Consider the following 16,283-nt stretch of genomic DNA (forward strand, 5'->3'; position numbering starts at 1 on the left):
ATCAGGCATGGCGCACATCCACGATGATGTCCCCCGGGACGCCTTGGGCCTGCCGCTGCTCGCCCACACCCACACGCACGACGGGACGACCCACACCCACGTGCGCCCGCTCGCCGAGGGGGACGCACGCCTCAGTCCGGCCGGGCCGCGCCTGCACCTGCGTGGGGTGCTGCTGCCCGGCACCGAGGTCGTGGAACTCTGGGTCGTCGACGGCCGGGTCACGTTCGAGCCGGTCGCGGACGCCCTCACGGTCGCCACAGACTGCTGGATCATGCCCGGGCTGGTGGACGCCCACTGCCACATCGGGATGGGCCCCGAGGGGCCGACGGACGCAGAGGACGTCGAGCGGCAGGCCATCGCCGACCGCGATGCCGGGACGCTGCTCGCCCGGTCCCCGGGCGCGCCCACCGACACCGCCTGGGTGGACGACCGCGAGGACCTGCCCCGCCTGATCCGGGCCGGCCGCCACATCGCGCGGCCGAGGCGCTACATCCGCAACCTCGCCGAGGAGGTCGAGCCGGACGACCTCGTCGCGGAGGTCCGCACGCAGGCCCGCGCCGGGGATGGCTGGGTCAAGCTCGTCGGGGACTGGATCGATCGCGACGCCGGGGACCTGCGACCGCTGTGGCCCGCAGACGTGGTCCGTGAGGCCATCGCGGCCGCCCACGAGGAGGGCGCGCGGGTCACGGCACACTGCTTCGACGAGCAATCGGTGACCGAACTCGTGGACGCCGGCATCGACGGCATCGAGCACGGCACCGGCCTGGACGACGCCACCATCGCCACGATGGCCGAGCGCGGTGTTTCGCTGGTGCCCACGCTGGTCAACATCGAGACGTTCCCCGAGATCGCGGCGGCCGGCGAGGCCAAGTTCCCCACCTATGCCGCACACATGCGCGCCCTCCACGAGCGCCGCTTCGAGACCATCGGCAAGGCCGTGGACGCCGGCGTCGGGGTCTTCGCGGGCACCGACGCGGGCACCGTGATCCCGCACGGCCTGATCGCCGACGAGGTCGCCCTGCTCGCCCGCGTCGGGGGCGCGGAGTTCGCCCTGGGCGCCGCGTCGTGGCGGGCCAGGGAGTGGTTGGGTGCGGAGGGGCTGACCGAGGGGGCGTCCGCCGACCTGGTCGTCTTCGCGACCGACCCGCGCACCGATCTGGGGGTGCTGCGGCACCCCACCCTGATCGTCCTGCGGGGCCGGGTCGTCCGCGACTGAGGAACAGCCCCGGCACCGGTTGGGCGGATTGCGCCCGCTTCTGGCACAATGAACGATGCACTGTGCCCGTGGGTGCCCTCTCACGCCGGCGAGCCCAGTCCACCCGAGTTCGACCGATGGTTGACCCACGCCGGAGGTCCTGCTCACCCGATCCCGTCCGTGCACGTGCACGGGCATGTTCCAACAGGAGAACCACACACGTGGCCGTCAAGATTCGTCTCAAGCGGATGGGCAAGATCCGCAACGCGCAGTACCGCATCGTCGTCATCGACTCGCGCGCCAAGCGCGATGGTCGAGCGATCGAGGAGATCGGCATCTACCAGCCGAAGTCCGAGCCCTCGGTGATCCGCATCAACTCCGAGCGCGCCCAGTACTGGCTCGGTGTCGGCGCCCAGCCGTCCGAGACCGTCGAGAAGCTGCTCAAGCTGACCGGCGACCGGGACAAGTTCACCGGCGGTGCCGGTGAGTCCGCGGTCAAGCCGCAGGCTGAGAAGGGCGACAAGCTGGTCGCGTTCAACAAGGCGCTGGCCGAGGCCGACGACGAGCCCGCCGCGGGGGCCATCACCTCCCGCAAGAAGAAGGCCGAGGAGCCGACCGAGGCTGAGGCCGAGGCGGACGCCGACGCGGCCGACGCCGAGGGCGCCGCGTCCGACGAGGCGTGACCGTGCTCGCGGACGCACTGGAACACCTCGTCCGCGGGCTCGTGTCCAACCCCGACGACGTCGTCGTGTCCGATTTGGACCGACGCCGGGTCCGGACGCTGGAGGTCCGCGTCAACCCCGAGGACATCGGCAAGGTGATCGGACGCCAGGGTCGCACCGCGAGCGCCCTGCGCACGGTCATTACCGCTCTGGCCGGCCGTGAACAGGTCCGGGTCGACTTCGTCGACGTGGATCGTCGCCCGCGCCGCAACTGAGCACCCACGGTCCCCGGCCCGTCACGTTTCGTCGTCAGGAACGTGTCGGGCCGGGGCCGTTCCCGTCCCACCACAAGGAGTGACCCATGGGTGAGTTCGTCGATGTGCTCGTCGGCACGATCGGCCGTGCGCACGGCCTGCGCGGTGAGGTCACCGTGCACGTGCGCACCGATGAGCCGGAGCGCCGCTTCGCGCCCGGGGCGTCCCTCGTCGTCGACGGGCGGCCGCGGACCGTGACGGCCGCCCGCTGGCACTCCGGGACCCTGTTGGTGAAGTGGGACAGGGTCGCCGACCGCACCGCCGCCGAGGCGCTGCGTGGTCAGGAGGTGTGGGTCAAGGTCCCCGCCGACGAGGCCCCGGCGATGGAGGGCGAGTTCTGGGACCGCCAGTTGGTCGGCCTGTCGGTGCTGGATGCCGCGGGTGAGGCGGTCGGCACCGTCGCGGAGGTCCTGCACCTGCCGGCGCACGACACCCTGGTCGTCCGGACGGCGTCGGGGGAGCGGCTCATCCCGTTCGTGGACGCCCTGGTCCCGGTCGTCGACCTCGAGGCCCGTCACGTCCAACTCGCCGAGGTGGGCGGGCTGCTGTCGGACGAGGAGGAATGATGTACTTCGACATCATCTCGATCTTCCCCGACTACTTCACCCCCCTGGATCTGTCGCTGGTCGGCAAGGCCCGGCGCGCGGGGCTGGTGGACTGGGAGGTCCACGACCTGCGCACGTGGACGCACGACCGGCACAGGACGGTCGACGACACCCCGTACGGTGGCGGCGCCGGCATGGTCATGAAGCCCGAGCCGTGGGGCGACGCCCTGGATCACGTCCTCGGCCGCGCCTGGTCCCGGCCGACGCTGGTCGTGCCCACCCCGTCCGGTGAGCCGTTCCGGCAGGCGACCGCGCACGAACTGGCCGGGCTGCCCCACCTCGTGTTCGCCTGCGGGCGTTACGAGGGCATCGACGCCCGGGTGATGGAACACGCCGCGACCCGGTTGCCGGTCCGAGAGGTCAGTCTGGGCGACTACGTGCTCAACGGCGGGGAGGTCGCGGTGCTCGCCATGGTCGAGGCGATCGTCCGCCTCATCCCCGGTGTCGTCGGGAACCCGCACTCCCTGGTCGAGGAGTCCCACTCCGTCGAGGGCGAGGGTCTGCTGGAGTACCCCGTGTACACCAAGCCGCCGTCGTGGCGGGGCCTGGACGTGCCGGAGGTGCTGTTGTCGGGCAACCACGCCAAGGTCGCGCAGTGGCGCCGCGAGCAGTCTCTGGAGCGCACCGCGCGGCGTCGCCCGGACCTGCTCCCCGAATAGGGCGCACGCATTTACGCAAGCGTGTCAATGCGTTAATACCCCCAGTGGGACCGTGATTGGGGCGTCTCCGCCGGTGCCCGGGAGAAACGCACAGACGGATGGGGCAAACCCCGGCAAACTTGGCTAAGTTGTGGCCGTGGCGACAACAACATTGACTCCTCATCAACGAGCGGTCCGGTCAACGGTGACCATGAAGGTCGTGATGGCCCTCACCGGACTCATCATGGTCGGCTTCCTGCTCATGCACATGTACGGCAACCTGAAGGTCTTCCTCGGTGCCGACGCGTTCAACCACTACGCGCACTGGCTGAAGGGGGAGATCCTCTACCCGCTGGTCCCGTCCGGGTGGTTCATCTGGATCTTCCGCGCCGTCATGCTGCTCGCGATCGTGCTGCACATCTACTCGGCCGCCGTGTTGACCGGCCGTGCGCACGCCGCTCGCAGCAGCAAGTACACGACCACGAAGCGCCTCGCGCAGACCTATTCCGCGCGCACCATGCGCTGGGGTGGCGTGATCCTGTTGGTGGGCCTGATCTTCCACCTCCTTCAGTTCACGACGCAGACCGTGCAGACCGGCTTCAGCGCCGGCGCCGAGCCCTACGCCATGACCGTCGGTGCGTTCAGCAACTGGTGGCTGGTGCTGCTCTACGGCATCTGGGTGGCCATCGTGTGCATGCACGTCCGCCACGGTGTCTGGAGCGCGCTCACCACGCTCGGCGCGAACACGTCCCCGAGCGCCCGCAGCTTCCTCAACGGTCTCGCCTGGGTGATCGCGGTCGTGCTGTTCGTGGGCTTCATGATCATGCCGCTGGCCGTTCTGCTTGGATGGGTGAACTGATGACTGTCACTGATTACTACGAACTCGGCGCGGACATCCGCGACACGAAGGCCCCCGCCGGCCCCATCGAGAAGAAGTGGGCGAGCCGCAAGTTCCAGGCCAAGCTGGTGAACCCGTCCAACCGTCGCAAGCTGACGGTCATCGTGGTCGGCACCGGCCTGGCCGGCGGTGCCGCCGCCGCCACGCTCGGCGAGGCCGGCTACAACGTCCTGAACTTCTGCTACCAGGACAGCCCGCGCCGCGCGCACTCGATCGCGGCTCAGGGTGGCATCAACGCCGCCAAGAACTACCGCAACGACAACGACTCGACGATGCGTTTGTTCTACGACACCGTCAAGGGTGGCGACTACCGCGCCCGTGAGACGAACGTCTACCGCCTCGCGGAGGTCAGCGCGAACATCATCGACCAGTGCGTCGCCCAGGGCGTCCCGTTCGCCCGTGAGTACGGCGGCCTGCTCGACAACCGCTCCTTCGGTGGCGTCCAGGTGCAGCGCACGTTCTACGCCCGCGGCCAGACGGGCCAGCAGTTGCTCATCGGCGCCTACCAGTCCCTGGAGCGTCAGGTTGCCGCCGGCACCGTCCAGATGAACACCCGCCACGAGATGCTCGAACTGATCCTCGTGGACGGCCGCGCCCGCGGCATCGTGACCCGCAACATGGTCACGGGCGCCATCGAGGCGCACACCGCCGACGCGGTCGTGCTGGCCACCGGTGGCTACGGCAACGTGTTCTTCCTGTCGACCAACGCCATGGGCTGCAACGTCACCGCGTCGTGGCGTGCGCACCGCAAGGGCGCCTACTTCGGCAACCCGTGCTACACGCAGATCCACCCGACCTGCATCCCCGTGCACGGCGACACCCAGTCCAAGCTGACCCTGATGTCGGAGTCGCTGCGCAACGACGGTCGCATCTGGGTGCCCAAGAACGCCGAGGACGCCACCAAGGATCCCCGCCAGATCCCCGAGGAGGATCGCGACTACTACCTGGAGCGGATCTACCCGGCGTTCGGCAACCTGGTCCCGCGTGACATCGCGTCCCGCCAGGCCAAGAACATGTGCGACGAGGGCCGCGGTGTCGGCCCGGCCGTGGATGAGATCGACCACGTGACCGGTGAACGGCGCCAGGTGCGTCGTGGCGTGTACCTCGACTTCGCCTCGGCGATCGAGCGCATGGGCCAGAAGGCCGTCGAGACCAAGTACGGCAACCTCTTCGACATGTACGCGCAGATCACGGGTGAGAACCCGTACGAGACGCCGATGCGCATCTACCCGGCCGTGCACTACACGATGGGTGGCCTGTGGGTCGACTACGACCTGATGAGCTCGATCACCGGCCTGTACGTGACCGGTGAGGCGAACTTCTCCGACCACGGCGCCAACCGCCTGGGCGCCTCGGCGCTCATGCAGGGCCTGGCCGACGGCTACTTCGTCCTGCCGAACACGATCAACGACTACCTCGCGGATGCTCCCTTCGAGAAGATCGGTCAGGACCACCCGGCCGTCGTCGAGGCTCTGACCGAGGTCAACGAGCGCATCAACCGCCTGCTCGCCATCAAGGGCGACCGCACCGTTGACAGCTTCCACAAGGAGCTGGGCAACATCATGTGGGAGTACTGCGGCATGGAGCGCACGGAGGAGGGCCTCAAGTTCGCCATCGGCCGCATCCGGGAGCTCCGCGAGGAGTTCTGGAGCAACGTCAAGGTCACCGGCGTCAACGAGGACTTCAACCAGACCCTCGAGCGCGCGGGGCGCGTGGCGGACTTCCTCGAGCTCGGCGAGCTCATGTGCGTGGACGCGCTGGTCCGCCGCGAGTCCTGTGGCGGCCACTTCCGGGCCGAGTCCCAGACCGAGGACGGGGAGGCGCTGCGTCACGACGACGAGTTCCTCCACGTGTCGGCGTGGGAGTTCACCGGGGCGGGCAACGCCCCGATCCTGCACAAGGAACCGCTCGAGTACGAGTTCATCGAGCTGAAGCAGAGGAGCTACAAGTGATCATCAACCTGCGTGTTTGGCGTCAGGCCAACGCCCAGTCGGCCGGAAAGATGGTCAACTACCGCGTGGAGAACGTGTCCGAGGACATGTCGTTCCTCGAGATGCTCGACCTGTTGAACGAGGACCTGACGGTCAAGGGCGAGGAGCCCATCGCATTCGACCACGACTGCCGTGAGGGCATCTGTGGCATGTGTGGTGTCGTGATCAACGGTGCGGCCCACGGCCGCGGCAGCTCCCCGGTCCCGACCACCACCTGCCAGTTGCACATGCGCTCCTTCGCCGATGGTGCCACCATCGACGTCGAGCCGTGGCGGGCCGGTGCCTTCCCGGTCATCAAGGACCTGGTCGTCGATCGCAGCGCGTTCGACCGCATCATCCAGGCCGGTGGCTTCATCTCCATCAACGCCGGTTCGGCGCCCGAGGCCCACTCGGTCCCGGCCCCGAAGATCCAGGCCGACCGCGCCTTCGACGCGGCGACCTGCATCGGCTGTGGCGCGTGCGTGGCTGCCTGCCCCAACGGGTCGGCGATGCTGTTCACGTCCGCGAAGATCACCCACCTGGCGATGCTCCCGCAGGGTCAGCCGGAGCGGTACAGCCGCGTCAAGACGATGGTCGCGCAGCACGACGAGGAGGGTTTCGGCGCCTGCACGAACATCGGCGAGTGCTCGGCGGTCTGCCCGAAGTCGATCCCGCTGGACACCATCAGCGCCCTGAACCGCGACCTCATCAAGTCGCTGTTCACCAAGGACGGCAAGTAGTCGTTCGACTCCGCCACCCAGGCCGGTCCCGTTCACGGGGCCGGCCTGTGGCACGTCCGGTGGCACCTCGGGGTGACAGGACCTCGCGCGGGCCTCGCGATCGCCCTGCCTCCGGGGCTGTCGCGGCTTGGGCCGGTTCGCTAGGTTCTCCTCATGGCTAGCCCGTACAGCTTCCACGGCGACTGGACCTCCCGTGTCGTCGCGACGGCCATCCATGACGGCCACGACCTGCGCCCGGACGTGGCCGCGCTGATGGTGCTCGACGAACGGGACCGCCTGCGCGAGGAGGATCCCCACACCGGCGTCCTGGCCGCGGCCCTGCCCTCCCACGTGGTGGTCCACCGCTCCCGGTTCGAGGTCGACCTCAACCGCCCGCGCGAGAACGCCGTCTACCGGACGCCCACCGACTGCTGGGGTCTCGAGGTCTGGCGCGACACCGTCCTGCCCGACGACCTCGTCCGAGGGTCGCTGGAGGCCTACGACGCCTTCCATGACGCGCTGACCGAGCGGCTGGACCGGCTGGCGGCGTCCGGCCCGTTCGTCGTGTACGACGTGCACAGCTACAACCACCGTCGTGACGGGGCGGACGCCGAGCCCTCCGCCGCTGAGGACAATCCCGAGGTGAACGTCGGCACCGGGTCGCTGGACCATGCCCGCTTCGGCGGTGTCGTGCAGGCCTTCATCGGGGCGATGGCTGCCCAGCGGGTGCCGTGGGGGAACCTGGACGTGCGCGAGAACGTCCGGTTCCGGGGCGGTCACCTCAGCAGGTGGATCCATGCCCGCTACCCCGGGGTGGGGTGCTGCCTGGCCCTGGAGTTCCGCAAGTCCTTCATGGACGAGTGGACCGGGGAGGTCGACGGAGCCCGGCTGCGGGCCCTGGCGGACGCCCTGGCCGCCACGGTGCCCGCCGTCGAAGGCGCGTTGCCCCCGGGAGGTCTCCCGTGACGGGTCTGGCCACCACCGATCTCGTCATCGACCACGCCATCGCGCAGGTCGGGGGAGCGATCCAGTTCCTGCTGGACGTCACCCCGGTCAACGCCGACGAGGCGCTGGCGGCTTGGGCCGGCGGCGTCCGGGAACCCCGGTTCGCCTACCGCGAGCTGCAGACCGACCCCGACACCGCCCAGGGGATGCTCGACGGCATCGACCTGGACGCCGTCAGCGACCCCACGCTGGCCCACCTGCTGCGCAGCAAGCACCGCGAGCTGACCCTGCAGCTCGACCTGCTGCGCGCCCGGGACACCGAGGACTTCCTCCCGCTGAGCCTCGAGCTCTACGGCGGCGTGGCGCCCGCCCTGCGCCGGGTGGCCGAGCACATCCTCGAGCACGTCCCGGTCGGGGCCGGCCGTGGCGATCAGGTGGGAGCCGTCGAGTTCCACGCGCTGGCCCTGGCCGAGATCGAGCACTACAAGGAGCAGGACCCCGACATCGCCATGTTCGCGGAGGTCCGCGACGACGTGGCCGGGGTGCTCGTCTCGGGCAACACCCTGCTCATCTCCGCCGACGCCGCGGTCCAGAGCCGACGCACCAACGCCCTGATCCAGCACGAGGTCGGCACCCACCTCGTCACGCAGGTCAACGGGCTGGCCCAACCGATCCGGGTGCTCGGCAGCGGCCTGGCCGGGTACGACGAGACCCAGGAGGGGCTCGCCGTCCTGGCCGAGATCGCCGTCGGGCAGCTCACCCCTTTCAGGTTGCGCCAGCTCGCCGCCCGCGTGGTGACCGTGCACCGCATGGTCATGGGGGCGTCCTTCGTCGAATCCCTCGAGGCGCTCACCGACCTGGGGTTCCCCCAGGGCAGCGCCTTCACCACGACCATGCGCGCCTACCGGTCCGGAGGCCTGACCAAGGACGCCATCTACCTGCGCGGGCTGGTCGACCTGCTCGGCCACGTCCGCGGCGGTGGACACCTGGACCTGCTCCTCCTGGGCAAGTTCGCCCTGCGTGACCTGCCCCTCATCGAGGAGCTGGATCGGCGCGGCATCCTCGCACCGCCGCGTCTTCGCCCCCGCTACCTGGCCGACCCCACCGCGGGCTTGCGCATCCGGTGGGCCGCGGAACTGGAATCCCTCAGCGAGTTGATCGGAGTTGCGCCATGAAGATCGGATTCGTCGTCAATGACGTCGCCACTGAGCAGGCGGTCTACACCACCACCCGGCTCGCGCTCGCGGCCACCCAGGCGGGGCACGAGGTCGCGGTGATGGGGCTGGGTGACTTCGCCTACGAGCCGGACGGTTCGCTGAGCGCGCGGGCGCGCTCGGCGTCCGACAAGGGCTACCGGTCGCTCGAGCGCTACCTGGCCGACGTGCAGAAGCCCGACGGCGACAAGCAGGTGCGCGTGGACGAGTTCGACGTGGTCATGCTGCGCAACGACCCCGCCGAGGACGCCGGGGATCGACCCTGGGCGCCCACCGCCGCGATCGCGTTCGGCGAACTCTTCGCCCGGGCCGGCGTCCTGGTGGTGAACGACCCCACCAAGCTGGCCGGTGCGCTGTCGAAGGCCTACTTCCAGCACTTCCCGGAGGCGGTCCGCCCCAGGACCCTCATCTCGCGTGACGAGGCGCTCATCTCGGAGTTCGTCTCCGACCTGGGCGGCAAGGCGGTCCTCAAGCCGCTGCAGGGTTCCGGCGGCAGCGGCGTGTTCCTCGTGAACCAGAAGGAGTCGCCCAACCTGAAGCAGATCATCGAGGCGATCGCCCGCGACGGGTACGTGGTCGCCCAGGAATACCTCCCCGAAGCCGAGGAGGGTGACGTCCGGATGTTCGTGATGAACGGTCACCCCCTCCGGGTCGACGGCGCCCACGCGGCTTTCCGCCGGCGCAACGACACCGGTGACATCCGCTCCAACATGAAGGTGGGCGGCGCGGCCGTGGCGGTGGACGTCACCCCCGAGATGCTCCGCCTGGTCGACCTGGTCCGCCCGAAGCTGGTCGCGGACGGCATGTTCCTGGTCGGCCTCGACATCGTGGGGGACAAACTCATGGAGGTCAACGTCTTCACCCCGGGCGGATTGGGCAGCTGTCAGGCGTTGTACGACGTCAACTTCGCCCCGGCCGTGATCGCCGACCTGGAGCGCAAGGTCCGGATCCGCAGCCATTACGAGGCCCACCTCGACAACGCACACCTCGCGACGATCTGACCCGGCGCCGGTGGTCGGTGGCCGTCCGGCCGGCGGATTTCGCCGCCCGGGTGGCGTTGTGGCAGACTTGTGCAGGTTGCGCTCGTGCCCCTGCCGCAGGGGGATCGGCTCGAGTCAACCCCGTTTCAAGCTCACGAGGTGACCTGTGGCACCGGCGAGGACACACCATGAACAAGATCGTTGCCGAACTCTCGGCCGCCCAGCTCCGCACGGACATCCCCGAGTTCCGCCCCGGTGACTCCGTCAAGGTCCACGTCAAGGTGGTCGAGGGCACCCGGTCCCGCATCCAGGTCTTCGCCGGCGTCGTGATCGGCCGCAACGGATCGGGCATCGCCGAGGCGTTCACCGTCCGCAAGGTCTCCTTCGGCACCGGTGTCGAGCGCACCTTCCCGCTGCACTCCCCGATCATCGAGAAGATCGAGGTCGAGCGCCGCGGTGACGTCCGCCGCTCGAAGCTGTACTACCTCCGCGGCCTGCGCGGCAAGGCTGCCAAGATCAAGGAGAAGCGCGACAACTGATCGCGCCCGGCCCCGACATGGACGAGCAGCGCGATGGTGGACTCGGTGGTTTCCTGAAGGAGGTCACCATCGTGGTGGTCGGTGCAGTCATCGCATCGACACTGCTACGGCTCCTCCTGGTCCAGGTCTTCTCGATCCCGTCGCGCTCGATGGAGTCGACGCTGAACGTCGGTGACCGCGTCGCCGTGCAGAAGGTTCAACCCTTCCAGCGCGGCGACGTCGTCGTCTTCCGGGACGACCTGGAGTGGCTGGGCAACCCCGACCGCTTCGGACAGGAGCCTTGGCAGGACGTCCTCGTCTTCATCGGCCTGATGCCGGACGCCTCCGCCAACCACCTCGTCAAGCGCGTCATCGGCACCCCGGGTGACCACGTGGTCTGCTGCGACGCCGATCATCGGATCACCGTCAACGGCCAGGCCCTGGACGAGTCGTCGTACCTGTACGTCGACCGTGACGGCGTCCCGGACCGGCCGTCGACCATCCCGTTCGACCTGGTCGTGCCCGATCGCCGGGTCTTCGTGATGGGAGACCACCGCAGCGCCTCCGCCGACTCCCGCTGCCACCTCGACGAGTCAATCCTGGGCGTCGACCACCTGGGGGCGTTCCCCTCGACCGAATCCATCGTCGGGGCAGCGGCGTTCACGCTGTTCCCCTTCGACCGTTGGCGGGGTCACCACACCCCCGAGACCTTCGCGGCCGTGCCGGCGGCGTCCGTACCTGCTCCCCAGAAGCCGGTCGTGACGGTGGGCGGCACCGCGAACAACTGCTGACATGGCCTTCGTGATCCGGCGCGACGCCGGGCTGTACGGCTATGAGCGCGCCCTGTCCCGGGCCGGCTTCGCCGCGGTGGCCGGGGCCGACGAGGCCGGACGCGGTGCGTGCGCTGGTCCCCTCGTCGCGGCGGCCGTCGTGCTGCCGGCGCGTCCGTTGGAGGGGCTCGACGACTCCAAGAAACTCACCGCCAAGGCGCGCGAGCGGCTCTATGACGTCATCACGGTCAAGGCGCTGGCCTGGGCAGCGGTCCGCGTCGAGCCGACCGAGTGTGACGCGCTGGGCATGCACGTGGCCAACCTCGAGGCGCTGCGCCGCGCCGTGGCCCGGCTCGAACACCGGCCCGACTTCGTCCTGACGGACGGGTTCCCCGTGGACGGCTTCGGGGTTCCGTCCCTGGCCATGTGGAAGGGGGACGCCGTCGCGGCGAGCGTGGCGGCGGCGTCCATCATCGCCAAGGTCACCCGGGACCGGATCATGACCGCGTACGCGACCGATCACCCCGGCTACGCCTTCGACGTGCACAAGGGCTACTGCACGCGCGAGCACCAGGCCGAACTGGATGCGCTGGGCCCGTGCCCGATCCACCGGATGAAGTGGGAGAACGTGGCGCGAACGGTTAGGCTGGGCAGGTCATGAGCACCGAGGATCTGGAGCAGTACGAGTCCGAGCTGGAACTCCAGCTGTACCGCGAGTACAAGGACGTCGTCGGCATCTTCACCTACGCCGTCGAGACCGAGCGGCGGTTCTACCTCTGCAACGCGGTCGACCTCAAGGTTCGGACCGAGGGCGGTGACGTCTACTACGAGGTGTCCATGGGAGATGCCTGGGTGTGGGACATGTACCGGCCCGCGCGCTTCGTGAAGTCGGCCAAGGTGCTGACCTTCCGTGACGTGTCCATCGAGGAGATCGCGCACTCCGACCTTCAGGTGCCGAACAACCTCTGACCCGTTCTCCCCAGGCAGGCCGACGCCGGCGTCCGGGTTGTCCACAGGGCGCGGATGTGCGTGACCGGCAGGGCGGCGTTCCGCCTATGGATGGGGCATGGACCCACGACGAACGACCGGCGACCACGGTGAGGACCTGGCGGCCATCTACCTGACCGACCGCGGCTGGACGGTGCTGGAGCGCAACTGGCGCTGCGTGCACGGAGAGATCGACCTCGTGCTGCGCGATCCCGACGGGGTCGCGGTGGTGTGCGAGGTGAAGACACGCAACGGCACCGGGTGGGGCTCTCCGCTCGAGGCGATCACCCGCGCCAAGGTGCTCCGTTTGCGCCGGCTGGCTGCGGCTTGGGCACGCACGCAGAGCGCGCCGGTGCCGCACCTGCGCGTGGACGCGCTCGGCATCATCCGGTACCCCGACGGCACCGCGGCGATCGAACACGTCCGGGGGATCGAACCGTGAGGCTCGGACGGGCGCGCTCGGTGGGGCTCGTCGGCCTGCAGGCCACGCTCGTGGACGTCGAGGCCTCCGTCGGTGGTGGCCTCCCGCGCACGGTCATCGTCGGGCTGCCCGATGCCGCGCTGAACGAGGCCCGGGAGCGCTGCCGCGCGGCCCTGGGCAACAGCGGGTTGGCGGGCTGGCCGCAACACCTGGTGACGATCAACCTCTCCCCGGCATCCCTCCCGAAGGCCGGCACCCACTTCGACCTGGCCATCATCGGCGCCATCCTGGTGGCCAACCAGAGCGTCCCGCAGGTCCGGCTCGATGACGCGGTGGTGATGGGTGAGGTCGGGCTCGACGGTTCCGTCCGCCGGGTGCGCGGCGTGCTGCCGGCGGTGCTGCAGGCCGCCGCCGAGGGCGTGGGCCACGCGATCGTGCCGTGGGAACACGTCCGCGAGGCGCGGCTGGTGGAGGGCATCACGATCCACGGCGTCGGATCCATCGACGACCTGGCGGCGCTGCTCCGTGGCGAGGACTTGCCGGAACGCCTGCCCGACGCCGAGCCCCTCCCGCAGCGGGAACGCGAGCCCGACATGGCGGACGTGGCCGGACAACTCGAGGCCCGCTGGGCGCTGGAGGTCGCTGCCGCCGGTGCGCACCACCTCTCCTTCAAGGGGCCGCCGGGGGTGGGCAAGACCCTGCTGGCCGAACGGTTGCCGGGCATCCTTCCCCGCCTGTCCTCCGAGGAGGCCCTCGAGGTCGCGGCGATCCAGTCGCTCTCCGGGCTCCACGTCGGCGGGGAACTGCCGCGGCGTCCGCCCTTCTCGGCCCCGCACCACTCGGCCAGCGTCGCGGCACTGGTGGGCGGCGGCTCCCACATCCCACAGCCCGGCGCGATCTCCCTGGCCCACCGCGGGGTGCTCTTCCTGGACGAGGCCTGCGAATTCAGCGCCCGGGCGCTCGATGCGCTCCGGACGCCGCTGGAGTCGGGCCGCATCGAGCTCGCCCGGGTCAGGGCCGTCGCCCGGTACCCGGCGCGGTTCCAGCTGGTCCTGGCCGCCAACCCGTGCCCGTGCGGGCAGGCGGGGGTGCGGTCGGGGACGTGCACATGCGCCCCATCGCTGATCAGGCGCTATGGGGAGCGGCTCTCAGGCCCGATCCTGGACCGGATCGACATCACGCAGACCCTGCGGCCCATGACCCAGTCCTACCTGCGTGCGGCCCGCGGCACGGCCGAGCCCAGCGCGGTGGTGGCCGCTCGGGTTTCGGCGGCGCGCGAGCGCCAGCGCGTGCGATTGGCGCCGTTGGGGTTCACGACGAACGCCGAGGTGCCCGGGCCGGTGCTGCGTCATGACCTGCCACGACCCGGCGGCGTCGCCCTGCTGGACGACGCCGTCACCAAGGGCCTGCTGAGTGCCCGCGGCGTCGACAAGGTGTTGCGGCTCGCGTGGACGGTGGCCGACCTGGCCGGTGTCGACAAGCCACGCCGTGACGACGTACAGGTGGCCCTGGCGATGCGCCGGGGCGAGGAACTGGAGGAGGTTCGCTGTGGCTGATGAGGCCGAGCGCAGGGCACGGATGGCGTTGTCGTGCGTGGTCGAGGCGGGGGACCTGCGCCTGCGGGACCGCCTGCGGCGGGAGGGCGTGGCCGGGGTCTGGGAGGCGGTCCGCACCTCGCAGGTGGACGACCCCTGGGTACGGCGCGCCGCGGTTCTGGACCTCGGGCCCATCCGGGAGGCGGCGCGGCGTGCGGGAGTCCGGTTCGTCGTACCGGGGGACGCCGAGTGGCCCCCACAGATGGACGACCTCGCCCTCACCGAGCCGGTGCAGGACATGGGAGGGACACCCGTCGGGCTGTGGGTGCGCGGTCACGGCGATCTCGGCGCCCTCGCGGCGGACGCGGTCGCGCTGGTCGGGTCCCGGGCCTCCACGGCCTACGGGGACCGGACGGCCACCGAACTGGCGGCGGAGCTGGCCGGCTCCGGCACGACGGTGGTCTCGGGCGGGGCCTACGGCATCGATGCGGCAGCCCACCGGGGAGCACTGGCAGGGGACGGTCGGACGCTGGCCGTGCTGGCGGGCGGCCTGGATGAGCTCTACCCCCGGGCGCACACCGCGTTGCTGGAGCGGGTCGCCGAGGCGGGCGTGCTGGTCAGCGAGGCGCCGCCCTTCCAGCCCCCGTCCCGTCGGCGCTTCCTCGCGCGCAACCGGCTCATCGCAGCCCTGTGCGCGGGCGTGGTGGTCGTCGAGGCCGGAGCCCGGAGCGGGGCACGGAACACGGCGACATGGGCGATGACCCTGAACCGGTACCTCATGGCCGTGCCCGGGCCCGTGAGCAGTGCGACGTCCTACACGCCCCACCGGCTGATCCGCGAAGGGGAGGCGACGCTCGTCACCAGCGTGGCCGACATCCGGGAGATGGTGGCGCCGATGGGGGAGTGCCTGCCGCAGCACCAGACGCAACCCCGCCTCCTGGACCTGCTCACCCCCGAGGAGTTGGCCGTCTACGAGGCGCTGCCGAGCCGTGGGAGCCGGGACACGGGTGACCTGGCACTGCGGGCGGGGCTCCTGGTCCCGGCCACGCTCCGCGCCTTGGAGGCCCTGCGCTCCCGGCGCCTGGTGGCGGCAGCGCCCGACGGCTGCTGGGCGCTGGGTCCGGTCCAGGACCGGCCGTTGCCCTCAGCGCAGCAGAAGGGTGGCGGCGGAGACGGCTGAGGCGACGATGGTGACCGCTTCGAACTGGCGCTGGGTGACGTGCTTGATCACCCAGGCGCCGAGCAGGGCCCCCAGCAGCACGGCGGGGATCATGAACAGGTCCAGGACGATCCCCTCGACGGTGAACAGGCCCAGCGAGGCGGCCAACGGAACCTTGGAGACGTTGATGAGAGCGAAGAACCACGCGTTGGTGCCGATGAAGCGTGCCTTGTCGATGCGGGCGGCGAGGAAGTACAGCGCCATCACGGGGCCGGCAGCGTTCGCGGTCATCGTCGCGAAGCCGGCTGCCGTGCCCGTCAGGCTCGCCCGGCCCCAGTGGGGATCGGTGTTCGGCGACAGGTCGGCCTTGGGCCGGGCCAGGCGCTGCCACACCTGGATCCCGACCATGAGGAGCAGGAGGAGCCCGATCGTGCGGCGCATGGTGGTGTCATCGACGAAGTTCATGAACAGGGCACCCAGCAACAGGCCGGGGATGACGCTGGGGACCAGCTTGAGCAGCAGGCGCCACGACACGGTCCGATAGCGCAGGATCGCGATCAGGTCACCGACGATGAGCAACAGCAGGACCGTGGCGGTGGACTCCTTGGCCGGCATCGCCAGGGCGAACACCGCGACCGAGATGGCGGCGATCCCCCCGAACGACGTCTTCGAGAAGCCGATCAGGACCGACGCGGCGGTCATGGCCAGCAACAGGGGCCAGCCGTACAGGGCGATGACATCGGGCACTGGGTG

Annotated in this window: 19 protein-coding genes; 18 read left to right on the forward strand and 1 reads right to left on the reverse strand. The window is 70.1% G+C overall.

All coding sequences use genetic code 11. The annotated features are described in order from the left end of the window. The first annotated feature begins 7 nt into the window (after nt 1-7). From AC5YDA_RS13315 to dprA, 18 genes are all read left to right on the forward strand, one after another. The gene (locus tag AC5YDA_RS13315; protein WP_496193110.1) at nt 8-1,216 is read left to right on the forward strand and encodes an amidohydrolase family protein; all 1,209 of its coding nucleotides are present in this window, start codon (nt 8-10) and stop codon (nt 1,214-1,216) included. A gap of 200 nt (nt 1,217-1,416) precedes the next feature. After that, a complete protein-coding gene (gene rpsP, locus AC5YDA_RS13320) occupies nt 1,417-1,878 on the forward strand; it encodes a 30S ribosomal protein S16 (protein WP_496190072.1) in 462 nt (153 codons plus the stop codon). A 2-nt stretch (nt 1,879-1,880) separates the two neighbouring features. Beyond that, nucleotides 1,881-2,132, forward strand: coding sequence for an RNA-binding protein (locus tag AC5YDA_RS13325; protein ID WP_496190141.1), 252 nt, complete (start codon nt 1,881-1,883; stop codon nt 2,130-2,132). Nucleotides 2,133-2,218: 86 nt separating this feature from the next. Continuing rightward, entirely contained in the window at nt 2,219-2,737 is a 519-nt protein-coding gene (gene rimM / locus AC5YDA_RS13330; RefSeq protein ID WP_496190073.1) for a ribosome maturation factor RimM, read from the forward strand. Continuing rightward, nucleotides 2,737-3,435 carry a tRNA (guanosine(37)-N1)-methyltransferase TrmD gene (trmD, locus tag AC5YDA_RS13335; protein WP_496190074.1) on the forward strand — a complete coding sequence of 233 codons (699 nt, stop codon included), beginning with the start codon at nt 2,737-2,739 and terminating at the stop codon, nt 3,433-3,435. The genes rimM and trmD overlap by 1 nt, the downstream gene beginning before the upstream one ends. Nucleotides 3,436-3,625: 190 nt before the next feature. After that, nucleotides 3,626-4,273 carry a succinate dehydrogenase cytochrome b subunit gene (locus AC5YDA_RS13340; RefSeq protein WP_496190075.1) on the forward strand — a complete coding sequence of 216 codons (648 nt, stop codon included), beginning with the start codon at nt 3,626-3,628 and terminating at the stop codon, nt 4,271-4,273. Continuing rightward, nucleotides 4,261-6,264, forward strand: coding sequence for a fumarate reductase/succinate dehydrogenase flavoprotein subunit (locus tag AC5YDA_RS13345; protein WP_496190076.1), 2,004 nt, complete (start codon nt 4,261-4,263; stop codon nt 6,262-6,264). The genes AC5YDA_RS13340 and AC5YDA_RS13345 overlap by 13 nt, the downstream gene beginning before the upstream one ends. After that, nucleotides 6,261-7,022 carry a succinate dehydrogenase/fumarate reductase iron-sulfur subunit gene (locus AC5YDA_RS13350; protein ID WP_496190077.1) on the forward strand — a complete coding sequence of 254 codons (762 nt, stop codon included), beginning with the start codon at nt 6,261-6,263 and terminating at the stop codon, nt 7,020-7,022. Before AC5YDA_RS13345 ends, AC5YDA_RS13350 begins: the two co-directional genes overlap by 4 nt. Before the next feature lie 153 nt (nt 7,023-7,175). Next, nucleotides 7,176-7,967, forward strand: a complete 792-nt coding sequence (locus tag AC5YDA_RS13355) for an N-formylglutamate amidohydrolase (RefSeq protein ID WP_496190078.1) — start codon at nt 7,176-7,178, stop codon at nt 7,965-7,967. After that, nucleotides 7,964-9,121, forward strand: coding sequence for a tyrosine/phenylalanine carboxypeptidase domain-containing protein (locus AC5YDA_RS13360; RefSeq protein WP_496190079.1), 1,158 nt, complete (start codon nt 7,964-7,966; stop codon nt 9,119-9,121). The genes AC5YDA_RS13355 and AC5YDA_RS13360 overlap by 4 nt, the downstream gene beginning before the upstream one ends. After that, complete coding sequence (locus AC5YDA_RS13365) at nt 9,118-10,161, forward strand: glutathione synthetase (RefSeq protein WP_496190080.1); 1,044 nt, start codon at nt 9,118-9,120, stop codon at nt 10,159-10,161. Before AC5YDA_RS13360 ends, AC5YDA_RS13365 begins: the two co-directional genes overlap by 4 nt. Nucleotides 10,162-10,328: 167 nt before the next feature. After that, on the forward strand, nt 10,329-10,679 hold the full coding sequence (gene rplS, locus AC5YDA_RS13370; protein ID WP_496190081.1) for a 50S ribosomal protein L19: 351 nt from the start codon (nt 10,329-10,331) through the stop codon (nt 10,677-10,679). A 17-nt stretch (nt 10,680-10,696) separates the two neighbouring features. Further along, nucleotides 10,697-11,449 (forward strand): signal peptidase I, encoded by a 753-nt coding sequence (gene lepB, locus AC5YDA_RS13375; protein ID WP_496190082.1) that lies wholly within the window; start codon nt 10,697-10,699, stop codon nt 11,447-11,449. 1 nt (nt 11,450) lies between these two features. Further along, nucleotides 11,451-12,089 carry a ribonuclease HII gene (locus tag AC5YDA_RS13380; RefSeq protein WP_496190083.1) on the forward strand — a complete coding sequence of 213 codons (639 nt, stop codon included), beginning with the start codon at nt 11,451-11,453 and terminating at the stop codon, nt 12,087-12,089. After that, on the forward strand, nt 12,086-12,397 hold the full coding sequence (locus tag AC5YDA_RS13385) for a DUF2469 domain-containing protein (protein WP_496190084.1): 312 nt from the start codon (nt 12,086-12,088) through the stop codon (nt 12,395-12,397). The genes AC5YDA_RS13380 and AC5YDA_RS13385 overlap by 4 nt, the downstream gene beginning before the upstream one ends. Nucleotides 12,398-12,494: 97 nt before the next feature. Further along, nucleotides 12,495-12,857 (forward strand): YraN family protein, encoded by a 363-nt coding sequence (locus AC5YDA_RS13390; RefSeq protein WP_496190085.1) that lies wholly within the window; start codon nt 12,495-12,497, stop codon nt 12,855-12,857. Continuing rightward, nucleotides 12,854-14,392: a YifB family Mg chelatase-like AAA ATPase gene (locus tag AC5YDA_RS13395; RefSeq protein WP_496190086.1), complete on the forward strand. Its 1,539-nt coding sequence runs from the start codon at nt 12,854-12,856 to the stop codon at nt 14,390-14,392. The genes AC5YDA_RS13390 and AC5YDA_RS13395 overlap by 4 nt, the downstream gene beginning before the upstream one ends. Next, nucleotides 14,385-15,551: a DNA-processing protein DprA gene (gene dprA / locus AC5YDA_RS13400; protein ID WP_496190087.1), complete on the forward strand. Its 1,167-nt coding sequence runs from the start codon at nt 14,385-14,387 to the stop codon at nt 15,549-15,551. Before AC5YDA_RS13395 ends, dprA begins: the two co-directional genes overlap by 8 nt. On the opposite strand, the gene AC5YDA_RS13405 is transcribed toward dprA, so the two are convergent. Continuing rightward, complete coding sequence (locus AC5YDA_RS13405) at nt 15,516-16,277, reverse strand: sulfite exporter TauE/SafE family protein (RefSeq protein WP_496190088.1); 762 nt, start codon at nt 16,275-16,277, stop codon at nt 15,516-15,518. The genes dprA and AC5YDA_RS13405 overlap by 36 nt on opposite strands. Nucleotides 16,278-16,283: the final 6 nt, after the last annotated feature.

The organism is Propioniciclava sp. LT294 (assembly GCF_059516005.1).

Excerpts from the sequence above, each read along its gene's own strand:
- AC5YDA_RS13315 (WP_496193110.1), top strand. The coding sequence starts at position 8 with ATGGCGCACATCCACGATGATGTCCCCCGGGACGCCTTGGGCCTGCCG.
- rimM (WP_496190073.1), top strand. The coding sequence starts at position 2,219 with ATGGGTGAGTTCGTCGATGTGCTCGTCGGCACGATCGGCCGTGCGCAC.
- trmD (WP_496190074.1), top strand. The coding sequence starts at position 2,737 with ATGTACTTCGACATCATCTCGATCTTCCCCGACTACTTCACCCCCCTG.
- AC5YDA_RS13340 (WP_496190075.1), top strand. The coding sequence starts at position 3,626 with ATGAAGGTCGTGATGGCCCTCACCGGACTCATCATGGTCGGCTTCCTG.
- AC5YDA_RS13345 (WP_496190076.1), top strand. The coding sequence starts at position 4,261 with ATGGGTGAACTGATGACTGTCACTGATTACTACGAACTCGGCGCGGAC.
- AC5YDA_RS13355 (WP_496190078.1), top strand. The coding sequence starts at position 7,176 with ATGGCTAGCCCGTACAGCTTCCACGGCGACTGGACCTCCCGTGTCGTC.
- AC5YDA_RS13365 (WP_496190080.1), top strand. The coding sequence starts at position 9,118 with ATGAAGATCGGATTCGTCGTCAATGACGTCGCCACTGAGCAGGCGGTC.
- rplS (WP_496190081.1), top strand. The coding sequence starts at position 10,329 with ATGAACAAGATCGTTGCCGAACTCTCGGCCGCCCAGCTCCGCACGGAC.
- lepB (WP_496190082.1), top strand. The coding sequence starts at position 10,697 with ATGGACGAGCAGCGCGATGGTGGACTCGGTGGTTTCCTGAAGGAGGTC.
- AC5YDA_RS13380 (WP_496190083.1), top strand. The coding sequence starts at position 11,451 with ATGGCCTTCGTGATCCGGCGCGACGCCGGGCTGTACGGCTATGAGCGC.
- AC5YDA_RS13385 (WP_496190084.1), top strand. The coding sequence starts at position 12,086 with ATGAGCACCGAGGATCTGGAGCAGTACGAGTCCGAGCTGGAACTCCAG.
- AC5YDA_RS13390 (WP_496190085.1), top strand. The coding sequence starts at position 12,495 with ATGGACCCACGACGAACGACCGGCGACCACGGTGAGGACCTGGCGGCC.